Origin of the sequence: Nocardia sp. NPDC050697, from assembly GCF_040654395.1 — a bacterium.
GTDB lineage: Bacteria > Actinomycetota > Actinomycetes > Mycobacteriales > Mycobacteriaceae > Nocardia.
This window is the reverse complement of sequence record NZ_JBFAHY010000005.1, coordinates 168,740-190,658: the sequence shown is the minus strand read 5'-3', so window position 1 is coordinate 190,658 and position 21,919 is coordinate 168,740. Positions and strand designations below refer to the sequence as shown.

Here is a 21,919-nt window from a genome sequence, read left to right as displayed (position 1 = left end):
CCCCCGAGAGAGAGAACCCATGAAAGTCACTGTCGATCAGGTCAAGTGCGTCGCGGCCGGGCACTGCGTCATGCACGCGGAGCAGGTCTTCGACCAGCGCGACGACGACGGCATCGTCGAACTGCTCGACCCGAACCCGCCCGCCGAGCTCGCCGACGAGGTGCGCCAGGCGGCGGCGGTCTGCCCCGCCATGGCGATCCACGTCGAGGAATGATTCCCCCACCCTCCAGGAGTGAACCGTGACCGAAACAGCCACCAGCAGCGTGACCGCGGAGGTGCCCGAGTACCCGATGGTGCGCGCCGCCGCCTGCCCCTTCGCGCCGCCCGAGCAGGCCCTGAGCATGGGCAGGGCCCGGCCGCTGAACCGGGTCCGGATCTGGGACGGCAGCACGCCGTGGCTGGTCACCGGCCACGCCGAGTTCAAGGAGCTGATGTCGGACCCGCGGGTCAGCGTGAACGACAAGGTGGAAGGCTTCCCCTACTGGAACGAGGGGATGAAGGCGATCAAGGACTCCAGGCCGAAGTCGCTCTTCACCACCGACGGCGAGGAGCACCAGTTCTACCGCCGGATGCTCACCAAGCCGTTCACCTTCAAGCGGGTCAAGCAGCTCCGCGAGGTGATCCAGCAGGTCACCGACGAGCACATCGACGCGCTGCTGGCCGGGCCGCAGCCCGCCGACCTGGTCGCGGCGCTCGCCCTGCCGGTGCCGACGCTGATGATCAGCGAGATGCTCGGCGTCCCCTACGCCGACCACGAGTTCTTCCAGCAGCACGCCAGCGCCAACGTGGACCGCTTCGCCACCAAGGAGCAGGCCGAGGCGGGGCGCAGCATCCTGGCCCGCTACCTGGTCGAGCTGGTGAAGCAGAAGCTGGAGGAGCCGGCCGAGGACGCGCTCTCCGATATCGCCGAGCGGGTGCGGGCGGGCGAGATCGACATGCGCGAGGCCGCGCAGCTCGGCACCGGGCTGCTCATCGCGGGCCACGAGACCAGCGCGAACATGATCTCGCTCGGCGTGCTGGCGCTGCTGCACAACCCGGAGCAGTGGGAGCTGCTGCGCTCCACCGACGACCCGAAGCTGGTCGCAAGCGCGGTCGAGGAGCTGCTGCGCTACCTCAGCGTGATCCAGAACGGGCAGCGCCGGGTGGCGCTGGCGGACATCGAGATCGCGGGGGTCACGGTCCGGGCGGGCGAGGGGCTGATCTTCGACCTGGCCCCGGCGAACTGGGACGAGAAGGCCTGGGAGCACCCGGAGCGGCTGGATATCACCCGGCCCGCGCTGCAGCACGTCGGCTTCGGCTTCGGGCCGCACCAGTGCGTCGGGCAGCAGCTGGCCAGGGCCGAGCTGCAGATCGTCTTCGGCACCCTGGCGCGGCGGATTCCCACACTGCGCCTGGCGATTCCGTTCGAGGAGGTCGAGTTCAAGCACGACCGGCTCGCCTTCGGCGTCTACTCGCTCCCGGTCGCCTGGTAGGCGGGCGCGCACGTGTTGTGTGCCACTGCGTGCCGCCGTACAATGCGCCGCCGCGCCGAGTAGTATGCCCTGATGCACACCAGTGAGGAGCAGCAGCCCGCCTGGAAGCAGCGTGCCGTGGAGCGGTCGCTGCGCACCGCGACGCAGCGGGCGGGCGACCGGGTGCAGAAGTTCCTGGACGCCGCGCAGGCCATCATCACCGAGAAGGGAAGCACCGATTTCACGGTGCAGGAGGTGGTCGACCGCTCCCGGCAGTCGCTGCGCAGCTTCTACCTGCAGTTCGACGGCAAGCACGAGCTCCTGCTCGCGCTCTACGAGGACGCCGTCGGCCGCACCGCCGCGCAGATCAGGGCCGCCACCGGCACCGCCGACGACCCGGTGGCCAAGCTGCGCACCGCGGTCGAGCTGCTCTTCCAGCTCTGCCGGCCCGACCCGGAGGCGCGGCGCCCGCTCTTCACCGAGTTCGCGCCGCAGCTCATCGGCTCGCACCCGAACGCGGTGCGCTCGGCGCACACCGCGCTCTTCACGCTCTTCAGCGACCTGCTCACCGAGGTGCAGGAGGCGGGCGCGCTGGTCCCCGACGGCAATCCGCGCCGGCTGGCCGCGCTGACCATGCAGACGGTCATGTTCATCGCGCAGCCCTCGGACACCGACGGCGATCCCGACCCGATCACCGCCGACGAGGTCTGGCGCTTCTGCGCGCACGGTATCGCCGCGCGCTGACCTGTTCCGTCCCTCCTGAAGGCCCCGGTTCGCCGGGGCCTTTCTCGTTCTCTCCGGATTGCGAGAGAATGCCCCTCTCATTCTTAGAGAAGGTAAGTTACACTGGCGTTCGCTGTTCTCCAGAGAGGCGAATCCCTGTGACCACCAGTGCGGCCAGCGACGTGTACTACGACCCGTACGACGTCGAGCTCAACGCGGACCCCTTCCCGATGTTCAAGCGGCTGCGCGACCAGCTGCCGCTCTACTACAACGAGAAGCACGATTTCTACGCCATCAGCCGGTGGGCGGACGTGAACGCGGCACTGATCGACCACGCCACCTACAGCTCCGCCAAGGGCGCGATCATCGAGCTGATCAAGGCCGATATCGAGATCCCGCCGGGCGTGGTGATCTTCGAGGATCCGCCGATCCACGACATCCACCGCGGGCTGCTCTCCCGGATGTTCACCCCGCGCAAGATCCAGGCGCTGGAGGCGCAGATCCGGCAGTACTGCGTGGACAGCCTGGAGCCGCACGTCGGCACCGGCAAGCTGGACTTCATCGCCGACATCGGCGCGCAGATGCCGATGCGCACCATCGGCCTGCTGCTCGGCATCCCGGAGCAGGACCAGGAGGCCATCCGGGATTTCGCCAACGAGCAGATGCGCACCGAGGAGGGCAAGCCGATGAAGGCGGCCTCCGAGGGCATGGACACCGGCGACATCTTCTCCGCCTACATCGACTGGCGGGTGGAGAACCCCTCCGACGACATCATGACCGAGCTGCTGAACGTGGAGTTCGAGGACCAGAACGGCGAGTGGCGCAAGCTCACCCGCGCCGAGCTGCTCACCTACGTGAACGTGGTCTCCGGTGCGGGCAACGAGACCACCACCCGGCTCATCGGCTGGGCCGGGCGGGTCCTCGCCGACCACCCGGACCAGCGCCGCAGGCTCGTCGAGAACCCCAAGCTCATCCCCAAGGCGGTGGAGGAGCTGCTGCGCTTCCAGCCGCCCGCCCCGCACGTCGCGCGCTACGTCACCCGCGACGTGGAGCTGCACGGGCAGACCGTGCCCGCCGGCAGCGCCATGATGATGCTGATCGGCGCCGCCAACCGGGACGAGCGGCAGTTCGCGCCGGACGGCGATGTCTTCGATATCGACCGGGATGCGCGGGGGCACCTGTCGTTCAGCGTCGGCACGCACTTCTGCCTGGGGTCCGCGCTGGCGCGGCTCGAAGGGCGGATCGCGCTCGAGGAGATTCTGAAGCGGTTCCCGGAGTGGGAGGTCGACTCGGCCGCCGCCCGGCTCTCGCCGACCTCCACCGTGCGGGGGTGGGAGACGCTGCCCACCTTCACGCGCTGAGAGCGCAGCGGGCGCCCGGCTCCGGGGTCTCCAGGTCGATCAGGTAGCGGGCGACGGCGTCGTTGACGCAGGGGCTGGTGCCGCCGAGCGCGACGGTGTGCTGCTCGCCCTCGACGGTGAGCAGGGCGCCGCCGAGGGTCTCGGCGAGGCTCACGCTGCCCGCGTACGGGGTCGAGGGGTCGCCGGTGATCGCCACGGTGAGGGTGGGCGGGAGGCCCTCGATGCCGGTGGCGTACGGGTAGCCGAGTGTCGGTGTGGCGGGCCAGGATTCGCAGGGGTCGCGGGCGCCGTCGGGGCCGAGGCCGGTGTCCAGGAACGGGGCGATCTCCTGGATCCGGCCCTTCAGCTCGACCTCCTGCTCGGGGGTGTGGCGCTGCTCGTCCAGGCAGTTGATGGCGAAGAGCGCCTCCGTGAAGTTGCCGTAGCGGCCGTCGGCGCCGCGGCCGCCGAAGGCGTCGCCGATGGCGGCCAGGGTGTCGCCGCGCCCCTCGCGCAGCTCGGCGAGCCCCTTCCAGATCACCGGCCAGGCCCTGGCGTCGTAGAGACCGGCGATCACGCTGCCGGTGGCGCCGTCGTACTCCAGCGGCCTGCCGTCGGCGAGGGTGATCGGCCGGTCCAGGAGCGGGCGCATCAGACTCTGGAAGGCCGCCGTCGCCTGCGCCGGATCGGGGCCGAGCGGGCAGTCGGGGGTCGCCGCGCACGCGGCGGCCATGACGTCGAAGGAGCGCTGGAACCCGGCGTACTGGGTGAGCCTGCGCTCGTCGGTGCCTTTCAGCGGGTCGATGGCGCTGTCCAGGACGAGCGCGCGCACCCGCTCCGGGAAGGTCTCGGCGTAGACCGCGCCGAGCCGGGTGCCGTAGCTTTGGCCCAGGAAGTTCAGCTTCTCGTCGCCGAGCGCCGCGCGCAGGATGTCCATGTCGCGCACGGCGTCCCTGGTCCCGACGTGCGCCAGGACGTCAGCCCCGCCGGAGCCCGCGGCGCAGCGCTCGACCAGCGCGCGGGTGTCGTCCGCGGTGAGCTTCTTCGGGCCGACGAGCACCGAGGTGGTTGCCCGGCCCGCGTCGATCTCGGCGTCGGTGAAGCAGTCCACCGCGGGGGTGGAGGCGCCGACGCCGCGCGGGTCGAAGCCGATGAGGTCGAAGCGTTCGGTGACCGGGCTCGCGGCGAGGGTCTGCGCGCCGACCGCGGCCATGCTCATGCCGGGGCCGCCAGGCCCGCCGGGGTTGAGCAGCAGGGAGCCGATGCGTTCGCCGCGGGCTGGGGCTTTGAGTACCGCGATGCTCAGGGTGCGGCCGTCGGGGTCGGTGTGGTCCAGCGGGACCTCAAGCCTGGCGCATTGCAGGGCCGGATTGCCGGTGATGGCCTTTTCGTCGGCGGCGGTGGTGGCGTAGCCGGTGCAGGGGCCGAAGGTGAGGCGCTGGCCGTAGAAGCGGTCCAGGTTCGGAGGGGTGGTGTCGGCACCGCAGGCGGCGAGGCCGAGCAGCAGCGGTATGACTGCGAGCAGGGCGAACTTACGCACGGGTATCCCCTCGGTCGTTGTTCATCGCGATGCCGACGCGGCGCATGACGTCGAGCTGGGCCGGGTTGTACAGGTCGCGCATGGCGATGCCGATGGTCTGCGCGGCGCGCTGCGGGGGCAGGTCCAGATCGCGTATCTCCGGGTGCTCGGCGAGCAGCGCGCGGATCCGCGGCACCATGCGCTCGGCCAGGTCGCGCCGGGTCTCGGGGTCGGCGTCGGCGGGCAGGGCGTCGAATTCGCGGTCGACGAGGGCGGGCTCGCCGGAGCGGATCAGCTCGGCGTAGGCATCGAGCTGGTCGCCGGTGAGCAGCCTGCTCATCACCGTCACCAGGCCGCGGTCGGCGCCGGAGAGGTCGGCCTCGGCGGCGGCGAGCGCCAGCTCGGGCGGCAGGTCGGTCGGGGGCGCGTGCCGCAGCAGCAGCCCGAGCTCCACCCTGGCCCGCTGCAACCGCTCGATGGTCGCCTCCAGCTCCTTGTCCAGCGCGCGCAGCGCCGCCTCGGGATGGGCGTCGGTATCGCCCATCTCGGCGATCTGCGGCAGCGAGAAGCCCAAGTCGGTGAGGCGCTTGATCTGCAGCAGCCGCACCAGGTGCTGGACGCCGTAGTGCTTGTAGTTGTTGTTGCCGCGCTCGGGCTCGGGCAGCAGCCCGACGTCGTGGTAGTGCCGCACCGTGCGCAGGCTGGTCCCGGCGAGCTCGGCGAGCTGCCTGGTGCTCCACCCCATGCTGTCCTCCTCGGGTCGGTCGGTGCGGCCAGTCTCGGGTGTGCCGTAGCGGCACAGTCAAGGGTGATCCGGGTCATGCCCGGAATGTCTCGAGTATGCCGTTACGGCCGGGTGTGTCATGGGGGTCGTCCCCGCTCGACGAAAGGAACGCCATGATCGGCGTCGAGGAGTTCTTCGGCTCATCCGCCTTCAGCGCACCCGTCATCTCGCCGGGCGGCACCCGCATCGCCTACCTCGCCCCGTGCGGGAACCGGATGAACATCTGGGTGCGCGCCGTCGAGGGCGGCGGGCCGCGCTGCGTCACCGCCGACGAGACCCGCAATGTGCAGAACGTGTTCTGGTCCAGGGACTCCCGGTGGCTGCTCTACGCCCAGGACGAGGGCGGGAACGAGCAGTGGCACATCTTCCGCGCCGACCCCGACGACCCGGAGGCGCCCGCGGTCGACCTCACCCCGTACCCCGGCGTCGTCGTGCTGGAGCCGGAGCTGCCGGTGCACCGCCCCGGCACCGTCCAGGTGCAGATGAACAAGCGCGACCCCGCCGCTTTCGACCTCTACGACCTGGACATCGAATCCGGCGAGCTCACCGAGGTGGCGCGGAACGCCGGCGGGAGCGGCTTCTTCCTGCGCGGCCCGGACGACACCGTCTACGCCCGCGGCCTCACCGATGAGGGCGACCTCGAGCTGACCCGCATCACCCCGGAAGGTCCGGTCCGCATCGCCCGCTTCGCAGGCGGCGACTACCCGATGGGCGGGCAACCGTTCCAGCTCACCCCGGACGGCACCGGCGTCTGGATGGGCTCCAACCGCGGCACCGACCGCATGCGGCTGGTCCGGCTCGACCTCGCCACCGGCGTCCAGACGGCCGTCGACAGCCACCCCACCTTCGACCTCGACCCGCGCTCCACCGTCGACCCCGCCGCCCCGTACCCGCTCATCACCGACCGCGCCACCGGCGAACTCCTCGGCGTGCGCTACCTGGACGAACGGCTTGAGATCCGCGCGCTCGACCCCGGCTTCGCCGAGATCCTGGAGCGGCTCACCGCGCTCTCCGACGGCGATATCGAGACGCTCTCCGCCGACGACTCCGGGCAGCGCTGGGTGGTGACCTTCGAGCACGACCGCGACCCCGGCGTCGCCTGGTACTACGACCACGCCACCGGCGCGAGCCGGGTGCTCGGCCGCGCCCACCCCCACCTCGACCCCGCTCTCCTCGCCCCGATGCGCCCGCTCTCCATCACCTCCCGCGACGGCCTGCGGCTGCCCTCGCACCTCACGCTGCCGATCGGCGTCGAGCCGGTGGAGCTGCCCCTGGCGGTGCTACTGCATGGCGGGCCGTGGTTCCGGGACCACTGGGGCTACGCACCGGCCGTGCAATTCCTGGCGAACCGCGGGTACGCCGTGCTGCAGGTGAACTTCCGCGGCTCCACCGGGTACGGCAAGGCGTTCACCAGCGCCGCCATCGGAGAGTTCGCCGGGGCCATGCACGACGACGTGATCGATGCGGTCGAGTGGACCATCGCCGGGGGGTACGCCGACCGCTCGCGCATCGCGATCCTCGGCGGCTCCTACGGCGGCTACGCCGCCCTCGTCGGCGTCACCTTCACTCCCGACGTCTTCGCCGCCGCCATCGACTACGTCGGCATCTCCAGCCTGCCCAACTTCCTGCGCACCCTCCCGCCCTTCACCCGCCCGCACCTCGCCAACAACTGGCACCTCTTCGTCGGCGATCCCGACGATCCGGCCCAGGAGGCGGAGATGCTCGCCCGCTCGCCCATCACATATGTCGACCGCATCCGCTCCCCGCTGCTCGTGCTGCAGGGCGCCAACGACCCGCGCGTTGTGCGTGCGGAGTCGGACAATCTCGTTGCCGCGCTGCGGGGTCGGGGGGTTGAGGTGGAGTACATCGTCAAGGATGACGAGGGGCACGGGTTCGTGAATCCGGAGAATCAGATCGACATGTTCCGGGCGGTGGAGCGGTTTCTGGCGCGGTATCTCGGCGGAAAAGCCCCCGCTCCGACGGAGTAGCCCCTCGACACCGCCGTGGCCGCCCGCACCCCCGCCCATCCCAGGCCCGCCATGACGCCAAGGTCGTCGGTGCGGTGCCGCTCAGCAATGGGGCCGGTACACCGTCTGACCCTCAGTCAGATGTACAACCGCTCGTTCGGCAGTCGCGGTAGCGGATCTGCCCCGATATCGGTCACATCGACTGCATCTACGTGCCGCCGCTGCTGATGCTCTCGAACGAATAGCCGTGCGGCTGTGATACAGACGGCGAATTCGAACTCCATACCGCGCAGGACTATCGAGAGCCGTACGTCGGGCTCGTTCGGAAGCGGTGAGGCGCTTGTGGGTTTCAGGGCGGTGCTCCCTCCGGAGTTCTCGAGAGGAGGCACCTGGCGCCGGGGGCGTTAGCCATCGGTCCGCCACTCTGACGGTCTGATGCGCCGGGCGAGTAACCTGACGTCGACCCGGCGCCGGGTGCACCGAAGACATTGCCGTACGGGAGTTTCGAGCGGCACGGCGAAGCGGTGCGCTACCGTAGGGGTAACGGGGGCATTTCTGCTGTTCAAGGCCGATTTTGCGGGGTGGGTGCAATGGTATTTGGACGTACGTGGACCGGATTCGAAGCGGTTGCGCTACAGGAGGCGATGCGGCGGTCCATCCGTGAGTTCGCCGCCATGCTCGGGATCGAGACGACCACCATCAACAACTGGCGCTCCGGGCTGAGTTCGGTGACTCCGCGAACCAAGATCCAGGCCATTCTCGACACGACCTATCAACAGCGCGCGACGGCGGAGGATCGTGCCCGGTTCGAGCAGATCGTGGCCGAGGGGGAAGCGGCGTGGTGCGTCCGGCACCGACGGATGCCGCCCGCCGCAGCGATGACGCACACTGGTGACGATCGGTCGGACGATGACGGGGGTGGTCTCACGAACAGGCGGGAAGCACTGCGGATGCTCGGGGTCGGCGGTCTCGCAGCGGGTGCGAGCGTGCGAAATCCGGTCTTGGTGGCAGCGCGGGAATCGGCGCTGATCGGGGATTCCATGGCGCCGCCGACGATCGCGACGGATGCGCTTCGGGATGCGGCAGAGGACCTCTACCAGCTGGCGAGCGACTACGCCCTCGCTCCGGATCTTCCCCGGTTGTTCGTGCAGTTGGTGACGGTCCGGGATCAACTGGCGGCATCCCTCCGGCATGCCGGCCGAATCACCGATCTCCGAGAGCTCTACGCGCTGTTTGCGGCGACCTGCGCACTGTTGGCTTCGGTATCGCACGATCTTGCGGAGCCGAAGGCGGCGATGATGCAGACCCGGGTTGCCGGGCGCTTCGCGGAATTGGCAGGTCATCGGCCTCTGCACGCCTGGGTAGTCTGCACCCGAGCCATGATCGCGTCGTGGTGGAGCTCGCCCGAGCAGGTCATCCGGGAGGCCGGCCGGGCGCAGCACGTCTCCGGAATCGCCGGTGTCCGGCTCGCGGGTCTCCGGGCGAGAGCGCACGCACAGTTGGGCGACCATGCGGCCGCCGTGGATGCCGTCCATACCGCTCACCGGGAGCGCGAGAAGATCACCGAACCCGACGGGCTGACGGATTTCGGTCCGATCTTCGGATTTTCCCGCGCCCGGCAGCACTACTACGACGCTTCGACCTACGCCTATCTCCGGGATTGGAACTCGGTCGAGCGCAATGCCGGAGTAGTCACCGAGCTTTCCAGGCCGTCGCCTGCCACCGCGTGGCCGGTGACACTGATGCTCACGCAGGTCAACCTGGCGCACGCTCGATGGAACACCGACGGATCGGTGGCTGCCTTCGAGGCGCTGCGGCCCGTGCTCGCGCTTCCTTCCGATCAACGCATTCCGCAGGTGCTGAGCGCCGTGCGCACCGCGGACATCAGCATGCGAAACGATCCGATCCGATCGAAGGACACCGCACTGCTCGACGCCATCGATCAATTCACATCGCCGGAAGGAGCCCTCGCGTGAATCACGATGTAGGCCATGCCCATCGCCTCCTCGCGCCGCGGATCGCCTATCTGATCGGCACCAAAGACGCGGAAGGATTGGCCGATCTCATTCCGGTCTCCAACGTGACCTCGGTATCGACCGCTCCACAACAGCTCGCCATCGCAGTGCTGAAGAAGTGGCGCACTTGCGAAAACCTGTTCGGGGCAGAGGGTTTCACTGTCAGCGTGCCGGTGGCCGGTCAACTGGACGGTGTGTGGAAGCTGGGCGCGAAGTACTCCGGGTTCTCGGTCACCGAACCCGCCGAGAAGCTCGCGACCTGCGGGTTGCAGCTCGACCTTAATGCGTCCCCGTACGGCCCCGTTCTGCTCACCGGCATCGGCTGGGCCAGCTGCCGGCTACGGGAACGTCTCGATTTCGGCGGGGATCACGGAGTCTTCATCGGTGAGGTGGGGGATGTCTGGTTCAATACCGAGCACCTCACCTCTGACGGGACGCCGAAAACCGTGACGCGTCCGCTCATGCAGCAGACCGGCAATTTGTTCACCACGGCAGCCGATGAGCTGGTGGAGATTCCGTACTTCTCGTCGGCGGACGGCAACTGAATTTCAGAGCGTGCCGCCGACAACCCCGTCGGCGCGCAACTGGGCGATCTCTGCCTCGTTCAATCCCAGTTCCGAGAGGATTTCGTCGGTGTGCTCCCCGAGCAATGGAGCGTGCCGGGTATGAAAGCGCTCCGGACCGTCAGAGAACCGCGCGGGCAGGGTGCTGTGGCGGGCAGTGCCGAACACCGGGTGCTCGACCGGCTCGAAGAACTCGCGGGACACCAGTGGCGGCAGATCGGCCTGGTGATGCGGTTGCTGCACCTTCGCCACCGGAACGCCTGCGGCCCACAGAACATCGACGATCGCGTCGGGGGAGCGCGCGGCACACCAGTCGGCGAGGTGCCGGTCCAACAGATCGTGCTGGCGGCGGCGCCCGGCGGCAGTGCAGAGTTCGGGGTCGAGGGACCAGACGGGGGTTCCGAGCGCCTCGCGGAGCCGACGCCATTGGGCATCGTCGGCGACGGCGATGGCGACCCAGAGATCCTCGCGCCCGAACTCGTCCATCCCGGACGCCCGGTACAGGTTCTGTGGCGCGGCAGCAGGACCGCGGTTCCCGTCGCGGGCGAGTAGCGCACCGTAGGCGGAGTACTCGATGACCTGCTCGGCGGCGACGTTCATGGCCGCCTCGACCATGGCCGCCTCGATCACGACACCCTGCCCCGTGCGGCGCCGGTGCTCGAGCGCCAGCAGGAGCGCGTTGAGGGCGTGCACCCCGGCGTTGGGGTCGCCGATGCAGTAGGGCTCGATGGGGTTGGCGTCGGGGTAGCCGGTCAGAGCGGTGATGCCGGAGGTGTCCTCGATGACGTAGGCGAAGGCGGGGTTGTCCCGCCACGGCCCGTCGAGCCCGAATCCGGGCATCCGCACCATGATGATGTCCTCGCGCAGGGCGCGCACGCTCGCCGCGTCGAGCCCGATCTGCTCGAGCACGCGGGGGGTGTAGTTCTCGACCACCACATCGCAGGTGGCGACGAGCTTCTTCAGCAACTCCTGCCCGCGTGGGGTGCGGAAGTCCACCGTGAGCCCGCGTTTGCCGGTGTTCAGCCCGGAGAAGATGGGGGAGCGCTCCCACCACTGCTCCTCGGTAGCGGGGACGCCGGCGATGAGCCGGGTGCCGTCGGGCCGTCCGGCCGACTCCACGTGGATCACGTCGGCGCCGAGCAGGGCGAGGTAGTGGGTGCAGGACGGCCCGGCCCAGAAGGTGGTCAGGTCGAGCACGCGCAGCCCGTGGAAGGGGAGTGGATCGCCCGCCGCCGTGGCGGTTTTCGTGCCGAGCTCGGCCGAGCGGTAGTGCGCGGTGTGCTCGCCGAGCCGAGGCGCGGGACCGGGCTCGCGGAGCAGTGAAGGTGAGATGCGGTAGGGCGCCCCGGGCTGGGTGAAACCGTCACGCGGGTTGGTCGTGAAGAACTTCCGCGCCACGTGATGGTCCATCGCCGCGACATTGGCCCCGTCCGCGAGCGGGCCGTTCGGGATTCGGAACGCCGTCGCCAGATCCCGCACCACATCCACCGGCTGCTCGGTCATCCACGCCTGGATCTCGGCCGCCTTGGCACCGGCCCGCTGGGTGATGGAGAGTTCGGTGTCCTCGTCGATCCACTCCGCGTGCCCGACCATGGCGCACAGGTCGTACCACTGCTGGAGGGTCCCGCAGCCCACCGCCACCATCCCGTCCGCGGCGCTCGCGACGCCGGGCACGCTGAGCCTGCGCTCGGTGCGGAACGGCCGCCCCAGCCCGTCGTGGAACGACACCGGGAAGTAGGTGAGCCCGAGGATCTGCGTCTCCAGCATCGAGAGATCGACCAGCGCCCCACCGCCGCGCAACCGCGCCACCTGAGTCGCGGCCGCCGCGTGCGCACCCGCGAACCACTCGCCGATCCGCCCGCCGACGTGCACCGGCGCCCGATCCGGCGCCCCGCGCCCGAGCCCCACGATCCCCCCGGACCACGCCTGCAACGTGAACTCGGTGGCGGCACGCGAACTCCACGGCCCGGTCAGTCCGAACGGCGTGATCGCGGTGACCACCAGGTGCGGGTACCGCCGCCGCAACTCGTCCGGCGGGTACGCGCCCCCGGACCAGAGCACCACATCCGCGGCGGCGAGCAACTTCTCGACCAGCTCGGGCTCCCCGACCACGCTCTCGGTGGAGCAGGCCAGGAACGAGAAAAGCGCCCCGTCCGACCCGGGCGGGATCGCCGCCCCGGAGGCGGACCACCCGCGCAGCGGATCCCCCTCGGGCGGTTCGACCCGAACCACCCTGGCACCCCCGTCGGCGAGCAATTTGGCGCAGTACCCGCCCGGAATGCCGGTGGCCAGATCGACCACCAGCCAGTCCCGCAGCGGCGGCTCGGCGTGCGTCACGACAACCCCTACGGCTTGTTCCGGCCCGACCTGCTGAGCCGGAAATCGGGCGGGAACCGGTCGTCGTTGTCCTTGACCGAGTTGTTCAGCCCGCCCTCGAAGGCGTTGTCCAGCATGAGATCGTCCTCGTCGGCGGCGATGTGCCCGCCCATGGACTCGAAGAAGCCGCTGAGCAGGCTGCCCATGTACTCGCCCTGCTGCTGCTTCATGATCTCGAAGAAGACCTTCTGCATGAACACGGTGTCGGTGGGGCGGTTGCGCGAGCAGGCGAGCGCGTACTTGGCGGTCTCGGCCTCCAGCTCGGCGCGCGGCACCACCTTGTTCAGGAAGTTGCACTCGTACATCTCGGCGGCGGAGAAGGCGCGGCCGGTGAAGACCATCTCCTGAAAGCGGCGCAGCCCCATGGTCTGCGCCCAGGTCCACATGCGCGGGCCCCAGCCGTAGTAGCGGAAGGAGGGGTGGCCGAAGAGCGCGTCGTCCGAGGAGATCACCAGGTCGGCGTCGGCGGCCTGGTAGAAGTGCCAGCCGTAGCAGTAGCCCTTGACCTCGAGGATGGAGATCTTCTTGAACTCCTGCAGGCTGCGGCAGCCGGCCGAGGCATTGGCGTACCACTGGCTCACCGAGGCGCCGTGCCGGAACGACCCGCGCGGCGGGTACCGCACCTCGTCCGGGCCGATCCGGAACTCGGCCAGCCGCGGCCCCTGGTCCTCGGACTCCTGCATCGCCATGAACTCGGGCAGGTCGGCGCCGGTGCCGAGATCCCGGCCCTCGCCGCGCACCACCAGCACCTTGACCTCGTCGTCCACGCTGGCGCGGTGAATGAGGTCGGCGTAGCGGAGCCGGGCCGCCGCGGTGGGCGCGTTCAGCGCCTCCGGGCGGTCGAAGGTGATGGTCGCGATCCGGGTCTTCGGATCCTTCTCGTAGCGGATGATCTCTTCCGCGGTGGGCTGGTCGGGCACGGACATGGACGGCTCCTTCGCCGAGGGGGTGATGCGGGTCCGCCCGGCCGGGGTGGCGCCCGGCCGGGCGAGGTGCGCGCCGGTGTCACGCAGCCACCGGCAAGCGCTCAGGGCGCGTCGGTGAGCAGTTCGGCTCCGTCGTCGGTGATCAGCACGGCATCGCGGGTGAACACCGCGCCGACGCCGGATTCCCACACGTACCCGGTGAGCGCGAGCACCATGCCCGGCTCCAGCCGCTCGGCGGCCGCGGTGGCGGGCAGCTGCGGCGAGACCACCGGCGGATCGAACCCCATCCCGAGCCCGCGGGCGACCGGCATCGGCGGCAGCGGTTCGCCCGCCGCCTCGTACGCCGCGAGCAACCCGCTCGACGGCTCACCCGCCCGGCTCGCCGCAATCAGCCGTTCGCGCACCGCCGCGCTGCGCGAGAACAAAGCGGCGACCGCCGCCTCGTCCCCGCCCGGCACCGCCACGGTCCGCCCGACCTCCCCGATGTACCCGTCCCCGAGCACCCCGGCCGAGATCGCCACGAGATCGCCGGCCCGCACGGTCCGCTCGGCGTCGGCGCGCCGCCACGGATGCTCCCGCGAGGTCACCCACACCGAATCCTGCTGCGCCGGTGTGCTGATCCCCCCGGCCGCCATGGCCTCCAGCAGCACCCCGGTGAGCCCCTGCTCGGTCTTGCCGGGCGCGAGCTCGGCGGCGGCCGCGGCCAGCCCGGCCTCGGCCACCCGCAGCGCCCCGCGCAGCACCGCGACCTCCGGCTCGGTCTTGATCCGCCGCGCCGCCCGCATGGCCTGCTCGCCATCGACGAACTCGGCCTTCGGGAAGGCCATCGGCAGCAGCTGCGCGAAGGTGGGGGAGAGGCAGTCGGTGCCGACCCGCGCCGCCGTCGAGGCGCCGGGGATGTCGCGCAGCACCGCCATGGTGTTGACCGGATTCCAGGCCAGCCCGTACAGGTGCTCGTGCGGGATGTCGTCCGGGATCCCCTCGTCCCAGGTGCTCAGCAGGTGCACATCGCCGGTCTCCCTGACGATCGTGGCGACCGGGCCGAAGGGCCTGGTCCCGGCCACCCAGAGCTGGGGCGCGCCCGCCACGTAGCGGGCATTGGCCTGCCTGCCGAGCACGAGGACATCGAGGTCATGGGCTTCCATCTGTGCCAGTGCGCGATCACGCCGCCCATGCCGCAGGGCGCGATCGTCCGGCAGGATCTCAGTTCCCATAGGGGTCGTACGGGTAGTCGGTGAGAGGGGTCCACCCCTCCTCGGTGATCACGATGATCTCCTCGCTTCGGTATCCGCCGGTGCCGTCCTCCCAGACGACCGGCTCCAGCACCAGCACCATGCCCGGCTCGAAGACGAAGTTCTCGTCGTACTCCGGGCCCAGGTCGGTGCCGATCATGGGCAGCTCGGCCGCGCTGACGCCGATGCTGTGCCCCAGGTAGAAGTGCGGCAGCCAGGGCTTGGCGCCGCCATTGGCCGCGATCGCCGCGCGGGTCAGGTCGGCCGCGGTGGCGCCGGCCTTGGTCACGTCGAGCACGGCGGTCAGGATGGTCCGCCACTGCTCGAACTGCCGCTGCTGCGCGGCGCTCGGCTCGCCGCCGACCAGCCAGGTGCGGCCGAAGTCGGAGCAGTAGCCGCCGTAGGTGATGCTGACGTCGGTCCAGAGCACGTCGCCCGCCTCGAGCTCGCGCTCGGTGGTGAGCAGCGGCAGCGCCAGGTCGCCGTGCGTGGTCCAGACGCCGTCGGCCTTGGTGCTCGGCATGACCTGCCAGATGGCGTCGAGCATGTTCGCGGTGGCGCCGTACTCGAAGGCGCGGCGTACGAAGCCGGCCGAGAGGTCGATCTGCCGCCTGCCCGGCGCCAGCGCCGCCTGCACCTCGGCCACGGCCCGCTCGGTGATCCGGCACGCGGTGCGGATGCAGGAGATCTCGTCCGGGGTCTTGATCAGCTTGGCCGGGCCGACGACCAGCGCCGCGTCCGTCGGCGCGCCGCCGGGGAAGATCTGCTTGCCCGCGCGCAGCATGGCGCCGGTGTGCTCGTCCACCGCGATGCTCGACCCGGCCGGGATCAGCTCGGCCAGCAGCCGCGCGAAATTCTCCACGCCCTCGTCGAATTCGAGGTAGACCGGGCCGTGCAGGTGGTCCGCGGGCAGGTCGCGCTCGGCCGAGGCGCCCTCCCGGAACGGCATGAACAGGTGCGGCCACGGGTCGTCGCGCAGCACCACCGCGACCGGGCGCTCGACGTGCGAGAGCCCCGCGTCGCCGAGCGGCCAGTTGGCCCCGGTGGCGTAGACGACATTGCTGTTGTTCAGCAGGACCAGCGCGTCCACGCCGCGGGCTGTCATACTCGCGCGCAGCCGCTCCCCGGTCTCCCGGCGCATCCTGGCCCGGTCCGGGACGTCCGGGATCGGGAAGGTCACGCTTCCCCGCCGGGTGGCGAAGGCGGTCATCCGGCCAGCCCGAGGAAGTCGAGGATATTGCCGCTCACGATGCGCGCCGCGTCGTCCGGGCCGACCGCCTCGACCACGGTGGCGATGGACTTCTCCGAGTAGCCGAAGGTGCTCTCGTTGTGCGGGTAGTCCGAGGACCACATGACCCGGTCGCGGCCGATGTGGTCGATGAGCGAGAGCCCGAGCGGGTCCACCATGAACGAGGCCCGCATGTGGTTCTCCCAGTAGTAGCGGACGTCGTGCTCCACCGGGCGGTCCAGCATGTGCTGGAAGGAGGCCAGCATGTGCTCGGCGTCCTGGATGGCCGACGGCACCCAGTTGATGCCGCCCTCGAACCAGCCCACGCTGAGCCCGGGGTGCCGGTCCAGGATGCCGCTGAAGATGTACTTGGAGAACAGCTCCCGGAACGGCGCGACATTGTGCATCATGCCGACCGCGACGCTGTTCACCTCGCAGGGCGCCGAGAGCGGCGACTCCCCGATGTGGTGCGAGACCGGGACGCCGGACTCCTCGATCGCCTCCCAGACCGGCCGCATGGCGGTGGAGGCGTAGTCGATGACCTTGCCCTCCTCGTCCTTGCCCGCGGAGAGCGGGAGCAGGAAGGTTCGCAGACCCAGCGACTTCAGCTCGGCCAGGGTGCGCCTGGCGCCCTCGCCGTCCCACCAGTTGATCAGCCCGACGCCGTAGAAGCTGCCGTTGGACAGCTCCTGCAGCTCGGCGATGTAGGCGTTGTAGGTGCGGAAGCAGAGCTCGCGGATCGCCCGGTCCGGGTAGAAGAGCAGGGCCAGCAGGGCATTCGGGAACGCGAGCTCCTTGGCGATGCCGTCGGCGCGCAGATCCGCGATCCTGGCCTCCAGGTTGCCGCTGCCCGACCCCTCCAGCGGGTCGTACTGCATCAGCACGTGGCTGAAATCGCCGGGCAGGAACGACTTCCCCTTGCGGCCGAGCTGGAAGGCGCCGTCCTCGTACCAGACCCGCGGCGCCTTGTCCTTGAGCTCCTCCGGGAACCGCTCGAAGAAGATGTCGTGCGCGAGCGAGATGTGGTTGTCCGCGGAGAACACCTCGGTGCCCGCTGGCAGGCCCAGCGCACCCGCCGCGTGCCCGCGGCGATCCTTCGGTGGCCCGAAGCCGCCGGGCGGATACAGCGAGGCGCTGCTGGTGGGAACCGACATCGTGACCCTCCCATTGGGATCGATTCGTGGTGGGAATGACGTTATCACAATTAGAGGGAACGGTATCCGCAGAACGGCTCGGATTAGGCTCAAATACGGCTGTTAGCTGCGAGAATACCGTTATCATCTGTTGTCGAGGGAAGTGACCCGGGATGACTTCCCCTGAGACCCTTGTCACACCGCCAAAACCAACCTACTGTGTGTTCACTAGGTTTAGCCGGACAGGAAGATTGCGTGACCACTCCTCGCCCCTACGCCACCCTCCTCGCCAAGGGCGAGGACCGCAGGCAACGCATCCTCGGCGTCGCTCAGCGGCTGCTCACCCGGAACGGGTGGCGCAGCACCAGCCTGGCCCAGATCGCCCGCGAAGCGGGGGTGACCCCGGCCGGGCTGCTGCACCACTTCCAGTCCAAGGAGCAGCTGCTGCACGCGGTGCTCGATGCCAGGGACGCGGACGACGCGCGCAACGCCGACCTGACCGGTGACCTGTTGGCCGAGATCCGCCGGGTGGCGGACCGGATGGCCGGCTCCCCGGAGCTGGTCGGCACCTTCGTCGTCCTGCTGGTGGAGAACCTGCTGCCCGAGGCTCCCCTGCACGATCGGCTGCTCGACCGCTGGAAGGTGGCCGTCGACATCGTCGCGGAGACCATCCGGCACAACCAGGAGATCGGACGGTTCCGGCCCGACCTCGATCCCGACATCCGGGCTGTGGAAATCGTCGCCTTCATCAATGGAATGGAGATCTCATGGCTGCTCGACCGTTCGATCCCGCTGACCGAGGTGTTCACCGAGTACACCAGGTCACTGGCTCGCGACTTCGCTTCAAGTGGGGAACCATCCGCTACCGGCTCGACATCGTCGGGGCCGACGTCCTCGACGTCGTCCAGCACGCAGGCGGCTGGCTCTTCGACCGCGCCGTAGCGGGCTGGGACGTCACCGTGCTGGTGGCCGACCTCGGCGACGCCCGCCCGCTGCGCATCCTCGGCGCCGAGGTGCTGGAGCTGGAGGCGGTGCTCGCCAACGAGGGCAGGGGCAGGCAGCCGCACGCGCTCGCCATCGCCTCCGAGGTGCTGGCCGCCGACACCAGGACGCACCGCGGGCTGGTGAAGGCGCTGGACGACGGCGGCATGGAGGTGGTGGTCTGGGGCGAGAGCTGGCCGACCCCGCCCGAGCACCGCATCGAACCGGTGGTGCACCGGCTCAGCGTGGCCGCGCAGGCCTTCAAGGCGCAGGCGCTGGCCGCCGCCGGCGTGCCGGTGGCCCCCGGCGACGTCGAGGTCTTCCGCAGCGGGCTCTCCGCCTTCCCGCCGGTCGGCGCCGACCTCAGTCCGGTGGGCTGACCGGGCTCCTTCCTTTCTCCGGCACGCGGCGCGTGCGGGTTCGCGCTGTCGAACCCGCACGCGCCGTTCCGTTTTCGCACCTCCGGCAAACTCTGAGTATTGAATTCTTGCTCAGCGTGTGTAACCTTGTTCACAAGTGAGAATGCCATTTTCCACCGCGCCGGGAGAGACATGACCGCCGAAGCACCCACCGCCGCGCCGTCGCTGAACACCGAACGGCAGCTGCTGATCGACGGCGAGCTCGTCGGCACCGAGCGGACCTACCCCACCAGCAACCCCGCCACCGGCGAGGTGCTCGGGCAGGCACCGGACGCCGGGGTCGCCGAGGCCGGGCGGGCCGTCGCCGCCGCGCGGCGCGCCTTCGACGAGACCACCTGGGCCACCGACCCCGGCTTCCGGGCGGACTGCCTCGACCAGCTCTATCGGGCGCTCGTCGCCAATGTCGAGGAGCTGCGCGAGCTGACCATCGCGGAGGCCGGCGCCGCCCGGCTGCTCACCGAGCGGGCCCAGGTGGACGCACCGCTGGAGATCGTGAAGCACTACGCGGAGCTGCTCCGCGGCTACTCCTTCCGCGCGGAGCTGGGCGAGCTGGAGTCGCGCGGGGCCAAGCATCGGCGCTGGGTGGAGAAGGAGGCGGCGGGCGTGGTCTCCGCGATCATCGCCTACAACTACCCGAACCAGCTGGCGCTGGCGAAGCTCGCCCCCGCGCTCGCGGCCGGCTGCACGGTGGTGCTCAAGGCCGCCCCGGACACCCCGCTCGTCACGCTGGCGCTCGGCGAGCTGATCGCGAACCACACCGATATCCCCGCGGGCGTGGTGAATGTGCTGAGCAGCAACGATCCCGAGGTGGGGCCGCTGCTCACCACGCACCCGGACGTCGACATGGTCACCTTCACCGGCTCCACCGCCACCGGCCGCCGGATCATGGCCGCCGCGAGCGAGACGGTGAAGAAGGTCTTCCTGGAGCTCGGCGGCAAGTCCGCCATGGTGCTGCTGGACGACGCCGACTTCGCCATGCCCGCCATGATGGCGGCCTTCATGATCTGTTCGCACGCGGGCCAGGGCTGTGCCATCACCACCCGGCTGGTGGTGCCGCGGGCCAAGCACGACGAGATCGTCGCGGCGGTCGCGCAGAGCATGGAGAACATCAAGCCCGGCGATCCGGCGCACCCGCACACCTACCTCGGCCCGCTCATCAGCGAGCGGCAGCGGGACAAGGTGCACGCCATGGTGCAGCGCGCCGTCGCGGCGGGCGCCACCCTGGTGACCGGCGGCGAGAAGGTCGACCCCGGCTGGTTCTACACCCCGACGCTGCTCACGAATGTCGACCCGGACAGCGAGATCGCCCAGGAGGAGGTCTTCGGCCCGGTCCTGGTGGTGCTGCCGCACGACGGCGACGACGACGCGGTGCGGATCGCCAACAACTCCATCTACGGCCTGGCCGGCGCGGTGTACAGCGCCGACGAGGAGCGGGCGGTCGCGGTGGCGCGGCGGATCCGGGCCGGTGCCTTCAGCGTGAACGGCGGGCTGTACTTCGCCCCGGACACCCCGTTCGGCGGGTTCAAGCAGTCCGGCATCGGGCGCGAGATGGGTGTCGCCGGGCTCGAGGAGTTCCTGGAGAGCAAGACCTTCGCCACGGTGGTTCCGTGAGCCCGGCCCCGCCCCGGCTGCGGGCCGTGGTCCGGGCGGGTACCCGGCCCATGCAGGCGGTGGGCGGGCTCTTCGCCATGTCGGCGGACGCGGTCCGGTTCCTGTTCAAGCGGCCGTTCCAGACCCGCGAGTTCCTGGAGCAGTCCTGGTTCATCGTGCGGGTCTCGCTGGTGCCGACGCTGCTGGTGGCGATCCCGTTCACCGTGCTGGTCAGCTTCACCATCAATATCCTGCTGCGCGAGCTCGGCGCCGCCGACCTGAGCGGCGCGGGCGCGGCCTTCGGCGCGGTCACCCAGGTGGGGCCGATGGTCACCGTGCTCATCGTGGCCGGGGCGGGCGCCACCGCCATGTGCGCCGACCTCGGCTCGCGCACCATCCGCGAGGAGATCGCGGCCATGCAGGTGCTCGGCATCGACCCGGTGCAGCGGCTGGTGACGCCGCGCATGCTCGCCTCCGGGCTGGTCGCCTTCCTGCTCAACAACCTGGTCTGCATCATCGGCATCCTGGGCGGCTACGTCTTCTCGGTCTTCGTGCAGGACGTGAACCCGGGCGCCTTCGCCGCCGGGCTCACCCTGCTCACCGGGATCGACGAGGTGATCATCTCCTCGATCAAGGCGCTGCTCTTCGGGCTGGTGGCCGGGTTGGTGGCCTGCTACCGCGGGCTGATCGTGACCGGCGGCGCGAAGGCCGTCGGCAATGCGGTGAACGAGACGGTGGTCTACGCCTTCATGGCGCTGTTCGTGATCAATGTCGTGGTCACCGCGATCGGTATCCAGCTGACGGTCCGCTGAGAGGAGGCCGGTCGTGACGATCGCCGCGCGCTACCCCAAGTACCTCCGCCGGGTCCGGCGGCCCTACCTGGCCCTCGGCCGGGTCGGTGACCACGCGCTGTTCTACCTGCGCGCGGTGGTCTCCGCGCCCTACGCCGCCTGGCACTACCGCCGCGAGACCATCCGGCTGATCGCCGAGATCAGCATGGGCGCGGGCGCGCTCGCGGTCTTCGGCGGCACCGTGGTGATCGTCGGGTTCCTGACCCTGGCCACCGGCGGCACGCTGGCCGTGCAGGGCTACAGCTCGCTCGGCAATATCGGCATCGAGGCGCTCACCGGCTTCCTCTCCGCCTTCATCAACGTGCGCATCTCGGCGCCGGTGGTGGCCGGGATCGGGCTGGCCGCGACCTTCGGGGCGGGCGCCACCGCGCAGCTCGGCGCCATGCGCATCAACGAGGAGATCGACGCCCTGGAGTCGCTGGCGGTGGAGCCGGTGGCCTACCTGGTCGGCACCAGGCTGGTGGCCGGGATGATCGCCATCACCCCGCTGTACGCGCTGGCGGTGATCGCCTCCTTCATCGCCAGCCGGGTGACGACGGTGTTCCTGCTCGGCCAGTCGGCGGGGCTCTACGACCACTACTTCGGCACCTTCCTGAACCCGATCGACCTGCTCTGGTCGTTCCTGCAGGCCATGCTGATGGCGCTGGTGATCCTGCTGATCCACACCTACTTCGGCTTCTTCGCCACCGGCGGGCCGTCCGGGGTCGGGATCGCGGTGGGCAATGCCGTGCGCACCTCGCTCATCGCGGTCGTCTCGGTGACGCTGCTGGTCTCGCTGGCGGTCTACGGCGCCAACGGCAACTTCGACCTCTCCGGATGAG

Annotated in this window: 18 protein-coding genes and 1 pseudogene; 12 read left to right on the top strand and 7 right to left on the bottom strand. The window is 70.0% G+C overall.

From position 1 onward, the window contains the following. Positions 1-19 precede the first annotated feature (19 nt). The 4 genes from AB0H71_RS19480 to AB0H71_RS19465 all read left to right on the top strand — a co-directional run bounded on the left by AB0H71_RS19480 (position 20) and on the right by AB0H71_RS19465 (position 3,535). Positions 20-214 carry a ferredoxin gene (locus tag AB0H71_RS19480; protein WP_357022457.1) on the top strand — a complete coding sequence of 65 codons (195 nt, stop codon included), beginning with the start codon at positions 20-22 and terminating at the stop codon, positions 212-214. A gap of 76 nt (positions 215-290) precedes the next feature. Beyond that, on the top strand, positions 291-1,472 hold the full coding sequence (locus tag AB0H71_RS19475; RefSeq protein ID WP_357023284.1) for a cytochrome P450: 1,182 nt from the start codon (positions 291-293) through the stop codon (positions 1,470-1,472). 72 nt (positions 1,473-1,544) lie between these two features. Continuing rightward, positions 1,545-2,195 carry a TetR/AcrR family transcriptional regulator gene (locus AB0H71_RS19470; protein ID WP_357022455.1) on the top strand — a complete coding sequence of 217 codons (651 nt, stop codon included), beginning with the start codon at positions 1,545-1,547 and terminating at the stop codon, positions 2,193-2,195. Between the two features lie 137 nt (positions 2,196-2,332). Next, positions 2,333-3,535, top strand: a complete 1,203-nt coding sequence (locus AB0H71_RS19465; RefSeq protein WP_357022453.1) for a cytochrome P450 — start codon at positions 2,333-2,335, stop codon at positions 3,533-3,535. Here AB0H71_RS19465 and AB0H71_RS19460 read toward each other — a convergent pair. Both AB0H71_RS19460 and AB0H71_RS19455 read right to left on the bottom strand, forming a co-directional pair. Continuing rightward, on the bottom strand, positions 3,525-5,054 hold the full coding sequence (locus AB0H71_RS19460; protein WP_357022450.1) for an alpha/beta hydrolase: 1,530 nt from the start codon (positions 5,052-5,054) through the stop codon (positions 3,525-3,527). The two genes, AB0H71_RS19465 and AB0H71_RS19460, sit on opposite strands and share 11 nt — an antisense overlap. After that, entirely contained in the window at positions 5,047-5,778 is a 732-nt protein-coding gene (locus AB0H71_RS19455) for a MerR family transcriptional regulator (RefSeq protein WP_357022447.1), read from the bottom strand. Before AB0H71_RS19455 ends, AB0H71_RS19460 begins: the two co-directional genes overlap by 8 nt. Positions 5,779-5,930: 152 nt before the next feature. On the opposite strand from AB0H71_RS19455, the gene AB0H71_RS19450 reads away from it, so the two are divergent. The 3 genes from AB0H71_RS19450 to AB0H71_RS19440 all read left to right on the top strand — a co-directional run bounded on the left by AB0H71_RS19450 (position 5,931) and on the right by AB0H71_RS19440 (position 10,344). Then, positions 5,931-7,805: a S9 family peptidase gene (locus AB0H71_RS19450; RefSeq protein WP_357022444.1), complete on the top strand. Its 1,875-nt coding sequence runs from the start codon at positions 5,931-5,933 to the stop codon at positions 7,803-7,805. A gap of 623 nt (positions 7,806-8,428) precedes the next feature. Beyond that, on the top strand, positions 8,429-9,760 hold the full coding sequence (locus AB0H71_RS19445; RefSeq protein ID WP_357022441.1) for a hypothetical protein: 1,332 nt from the start codon (positions 8,429-8,431) through the stop codon (positions 9,758-9,760). Beyond that, positions 9,757-10,344, top strand: coding sequence for a flavin reductase (locus AB0H71_RS19440; protein ID WP_357022440.1), 588 nt, complete (start codon positions 9,757-9,759; stop codon positions 10,342-10,344). The genes AB0H71_RS19445 and AB0H71_RS19440 overlap by 4 nt, the downstream gene beginning before the upstream one ends. A 3-nt stretch (positions 10,345-10,347) precedes the next feature. On the opposite strand, the gene AB0H71_RS19435 is transcribed toward AB0H71_RS19440, so the two are convergent. The 5 genes from AB0H71_RS19435 to AB0H71_RS19415 all read right to left on the bottom strand — a co-directional run bounded on the left by AB0H71_RS19435 (position 10,348) and on the right by AB0H71_RS19415 (position 17,278). Continuing rightward, positions 10,348-12,699, bottom strand: a complete 2,352-nt coding sequence (locus AB0H71_RS19435; protein ID WP_357022437.1) for a CoA transferase — start codon at positions 12,697-12,699, stop codon at positions 10,348-10,350. A gap of 8 nt (positions 12,700-12,707) precedes the next feature. Continuing rightward, on the bottom strand, positions 12,708-13,664 hold the full coding sequence (locus AB0H71_RS19430) for an enoyl-CoA hydratase/isomerase family protein (protein ID WP_357022435.1): 957 nt from the start codon (positions 13,662-13,664) through the stop codon (positions 12,708-12,710). 101 nt (positions 13,665-13,765) lie between these two features. Next, positions 13,766-14,878 carry a M24 family metallopeptidase gene (locus AB0H71_RS19425; protein ID WP_357022432.1) on the bottom strand — a complete coding sequence of 371 codons (1,113 nt, stop codon included), beginning with the start codon at positions 14,876-14,878 and terminating at the stop codon, positions 13,766-13,768. Next, entirely contained in the window at positions 14,868-16,106 is a 1,239-nt protein-coding gene (locus tag AB0H71_RS19420) for a Xaa-Pro peptidase family protein (protein ID WP_357022429.1), read from the bottom strand. Before AB0H71_RS19420 ends, AB0H71_RS19425 begins: the two co-directional genes overlap by 11 nt. Beyond that, entirely contained in the window at positions 16,103-17,278 is a 1,176-nt protein-coding gene (locus AB0H71_RS19415) for an amidohydrolase family protein (RefSeq protein ID WP_357022426.1), read from the bottom strand. The genes AB0H71_RS19420 and AB0H71_RS19415 overlap by 4 nt, the downstream gene beginning before the upstream one ends. Before the next feature lie 234 nt (positions 17,279-17,512). Here AB0H71_RS19415 and AB0H71_RS19410 point away from each other — a divergent pair. From AB0H71_RS19410 to AB0H71_RS19390, 5 genes and pseudogenes are all read left to right on the top strand, one after another. Beyond that, a pseudogene (locus tag AB0H71_RS19410) lies at positions 17,513-18,100 on the top strand (helix-turn-helix domain-containing protein); the annotation flags it as partial. A gap of 14 nt (positions 18,101-18,114) precedes the next feature. Continuing rightward, positions 18,115-18,618 (top strand): hypothetical protein, encoded by a 504-nt coding sequence (locus AB0H71_RS19405; RefSeq protein WP_357023281.1) that lies wholly within the window; start codon positions 18,115-18,117, stop codon positions 18,616-18,618. 171 nt (positions 18,619-18,789) lie between these two features. Beyond that, positions 18,790-20,268 (top strand): aldehyde dehydrogenase family protein, encoded by a 1,479-nt coding sequence (locus AB0H71_RS19400; RefSeq protein ID WP_357022423.1) that lies wholly within the window; start codon positions 18,790-18,792, stop codon positions 20,266-20,268. Between the two features lie 50 nt (positions 20,269-20,318). Beyond that, on the top strand, positions 20,319-21,059 hold the full coding sequence (locus tag AB0H71_RS19395) for an ABC transporter permease (RefSeq protein WP_357023278.1): 741 nt from the start codon (positions 20,319-20,321) through the stop codon (positions 21,057-21,059). Positions 21,060-21,072: 13 nt separating this feature from the next. Next, a complete protein-coding gene (locus AB0H71_RS19390) occupies positions 21,073-21,918 on the top strand; it encodes an ABC transporter permease (RefSeq protein WP_357022420.1) in 846 nt (281 codons plus the stop codon). Position 21,919: the final 1 nt, after the last annotated feature.

Bases quoted from the DNA above. Each gene is read 5' to 3' on its own strand.
- AB0H71_RS19445 (WP_357022441.1), top strand. From the start codon at position 8,429: ATGCGGCGGTCCATCCGTGAGTTCGCCGCCATGCTCGGGATCGAGACG.
- AB0H71_RS19455 (WP_357022447.1), bottom strand. From the start codon at position 5,778: ATGGGGTGGAGCACCAGGCAGCTCGCCGAGCTCGCCGGGACCAGCCTG.
- AB0H71_RS19420 (WP_357022429.1), bottom strand. From the start codon at position 16,106: ATGACCGCCTTCGCCACCCGGCGGGGAAGCGTGACCTTCCCGATCCCG.
- AB0H71_RS19430 (WP_357022435.1), bottom strand. From the start codon at position 13,664: ATGTCCGTGCCCGACCAGCCCACCGCGGAAGAGATCATCCGCTACGAG.
- AB0H71_RS19395 (WP_357023278.1), top strand. From the start codon at position 20,319: ATGCAGGCGGTGGGCGGGCTCTTCGCCATGTCGGCGGACGCGGTCCGG.
- AB0H71_RS19415 (WP_357022426.1), bottom strand. From the start codon at position 17,278: ATGTCGGTTCCCACCAGCAGCGCCTCGCTGTATCCGCCCGGCGGCTTC.
- AB0H71_RS19475 (WP_357023284.1), top strand. From the start codon at position 291: ATGGTGCGCGCCGCCGCCTGCCCCTTCGCGCCGCCCGAGCAGGCCCTG.
- AB0H71_RS19450 (WP_357022444.1), top strand. From the start codon at position 5,931: ATGATCGGCGTCGAGGAGTTCTTCGGCTCATCCGCCTTCAGCGCACCC.
- AB0H71_RS19480 (WP_357022457.1), top strand. From the start codon at position 20: ATGAAAGTCACTGTCGATCAGGTCAAGTGCGTCGCGGCCGGGCACTGC.
- AB0H71_RS19400 (WP_357022423.1), top strand. From the start codon at position 18,790: ATGACCGCCGAAGCACCCACCGCCGCGCCGTCGCTGAACACCGAACGG.
- AB0H71_RS19425 (WP_357022432.1), bottom strand. From the start codon at position 14,878: ATGGGAACTGAGATCCTGCCGGACGATCGCGCCCTGCGGCATGGGCGG.
- AB0H71_RS19470 (WP_357022455.1), top strand. From the start codon at position 1,545: ATGCACACCAGTGAGGAGCAGCAGCCCGCCTGGAAGCAGCGTGCCGTG.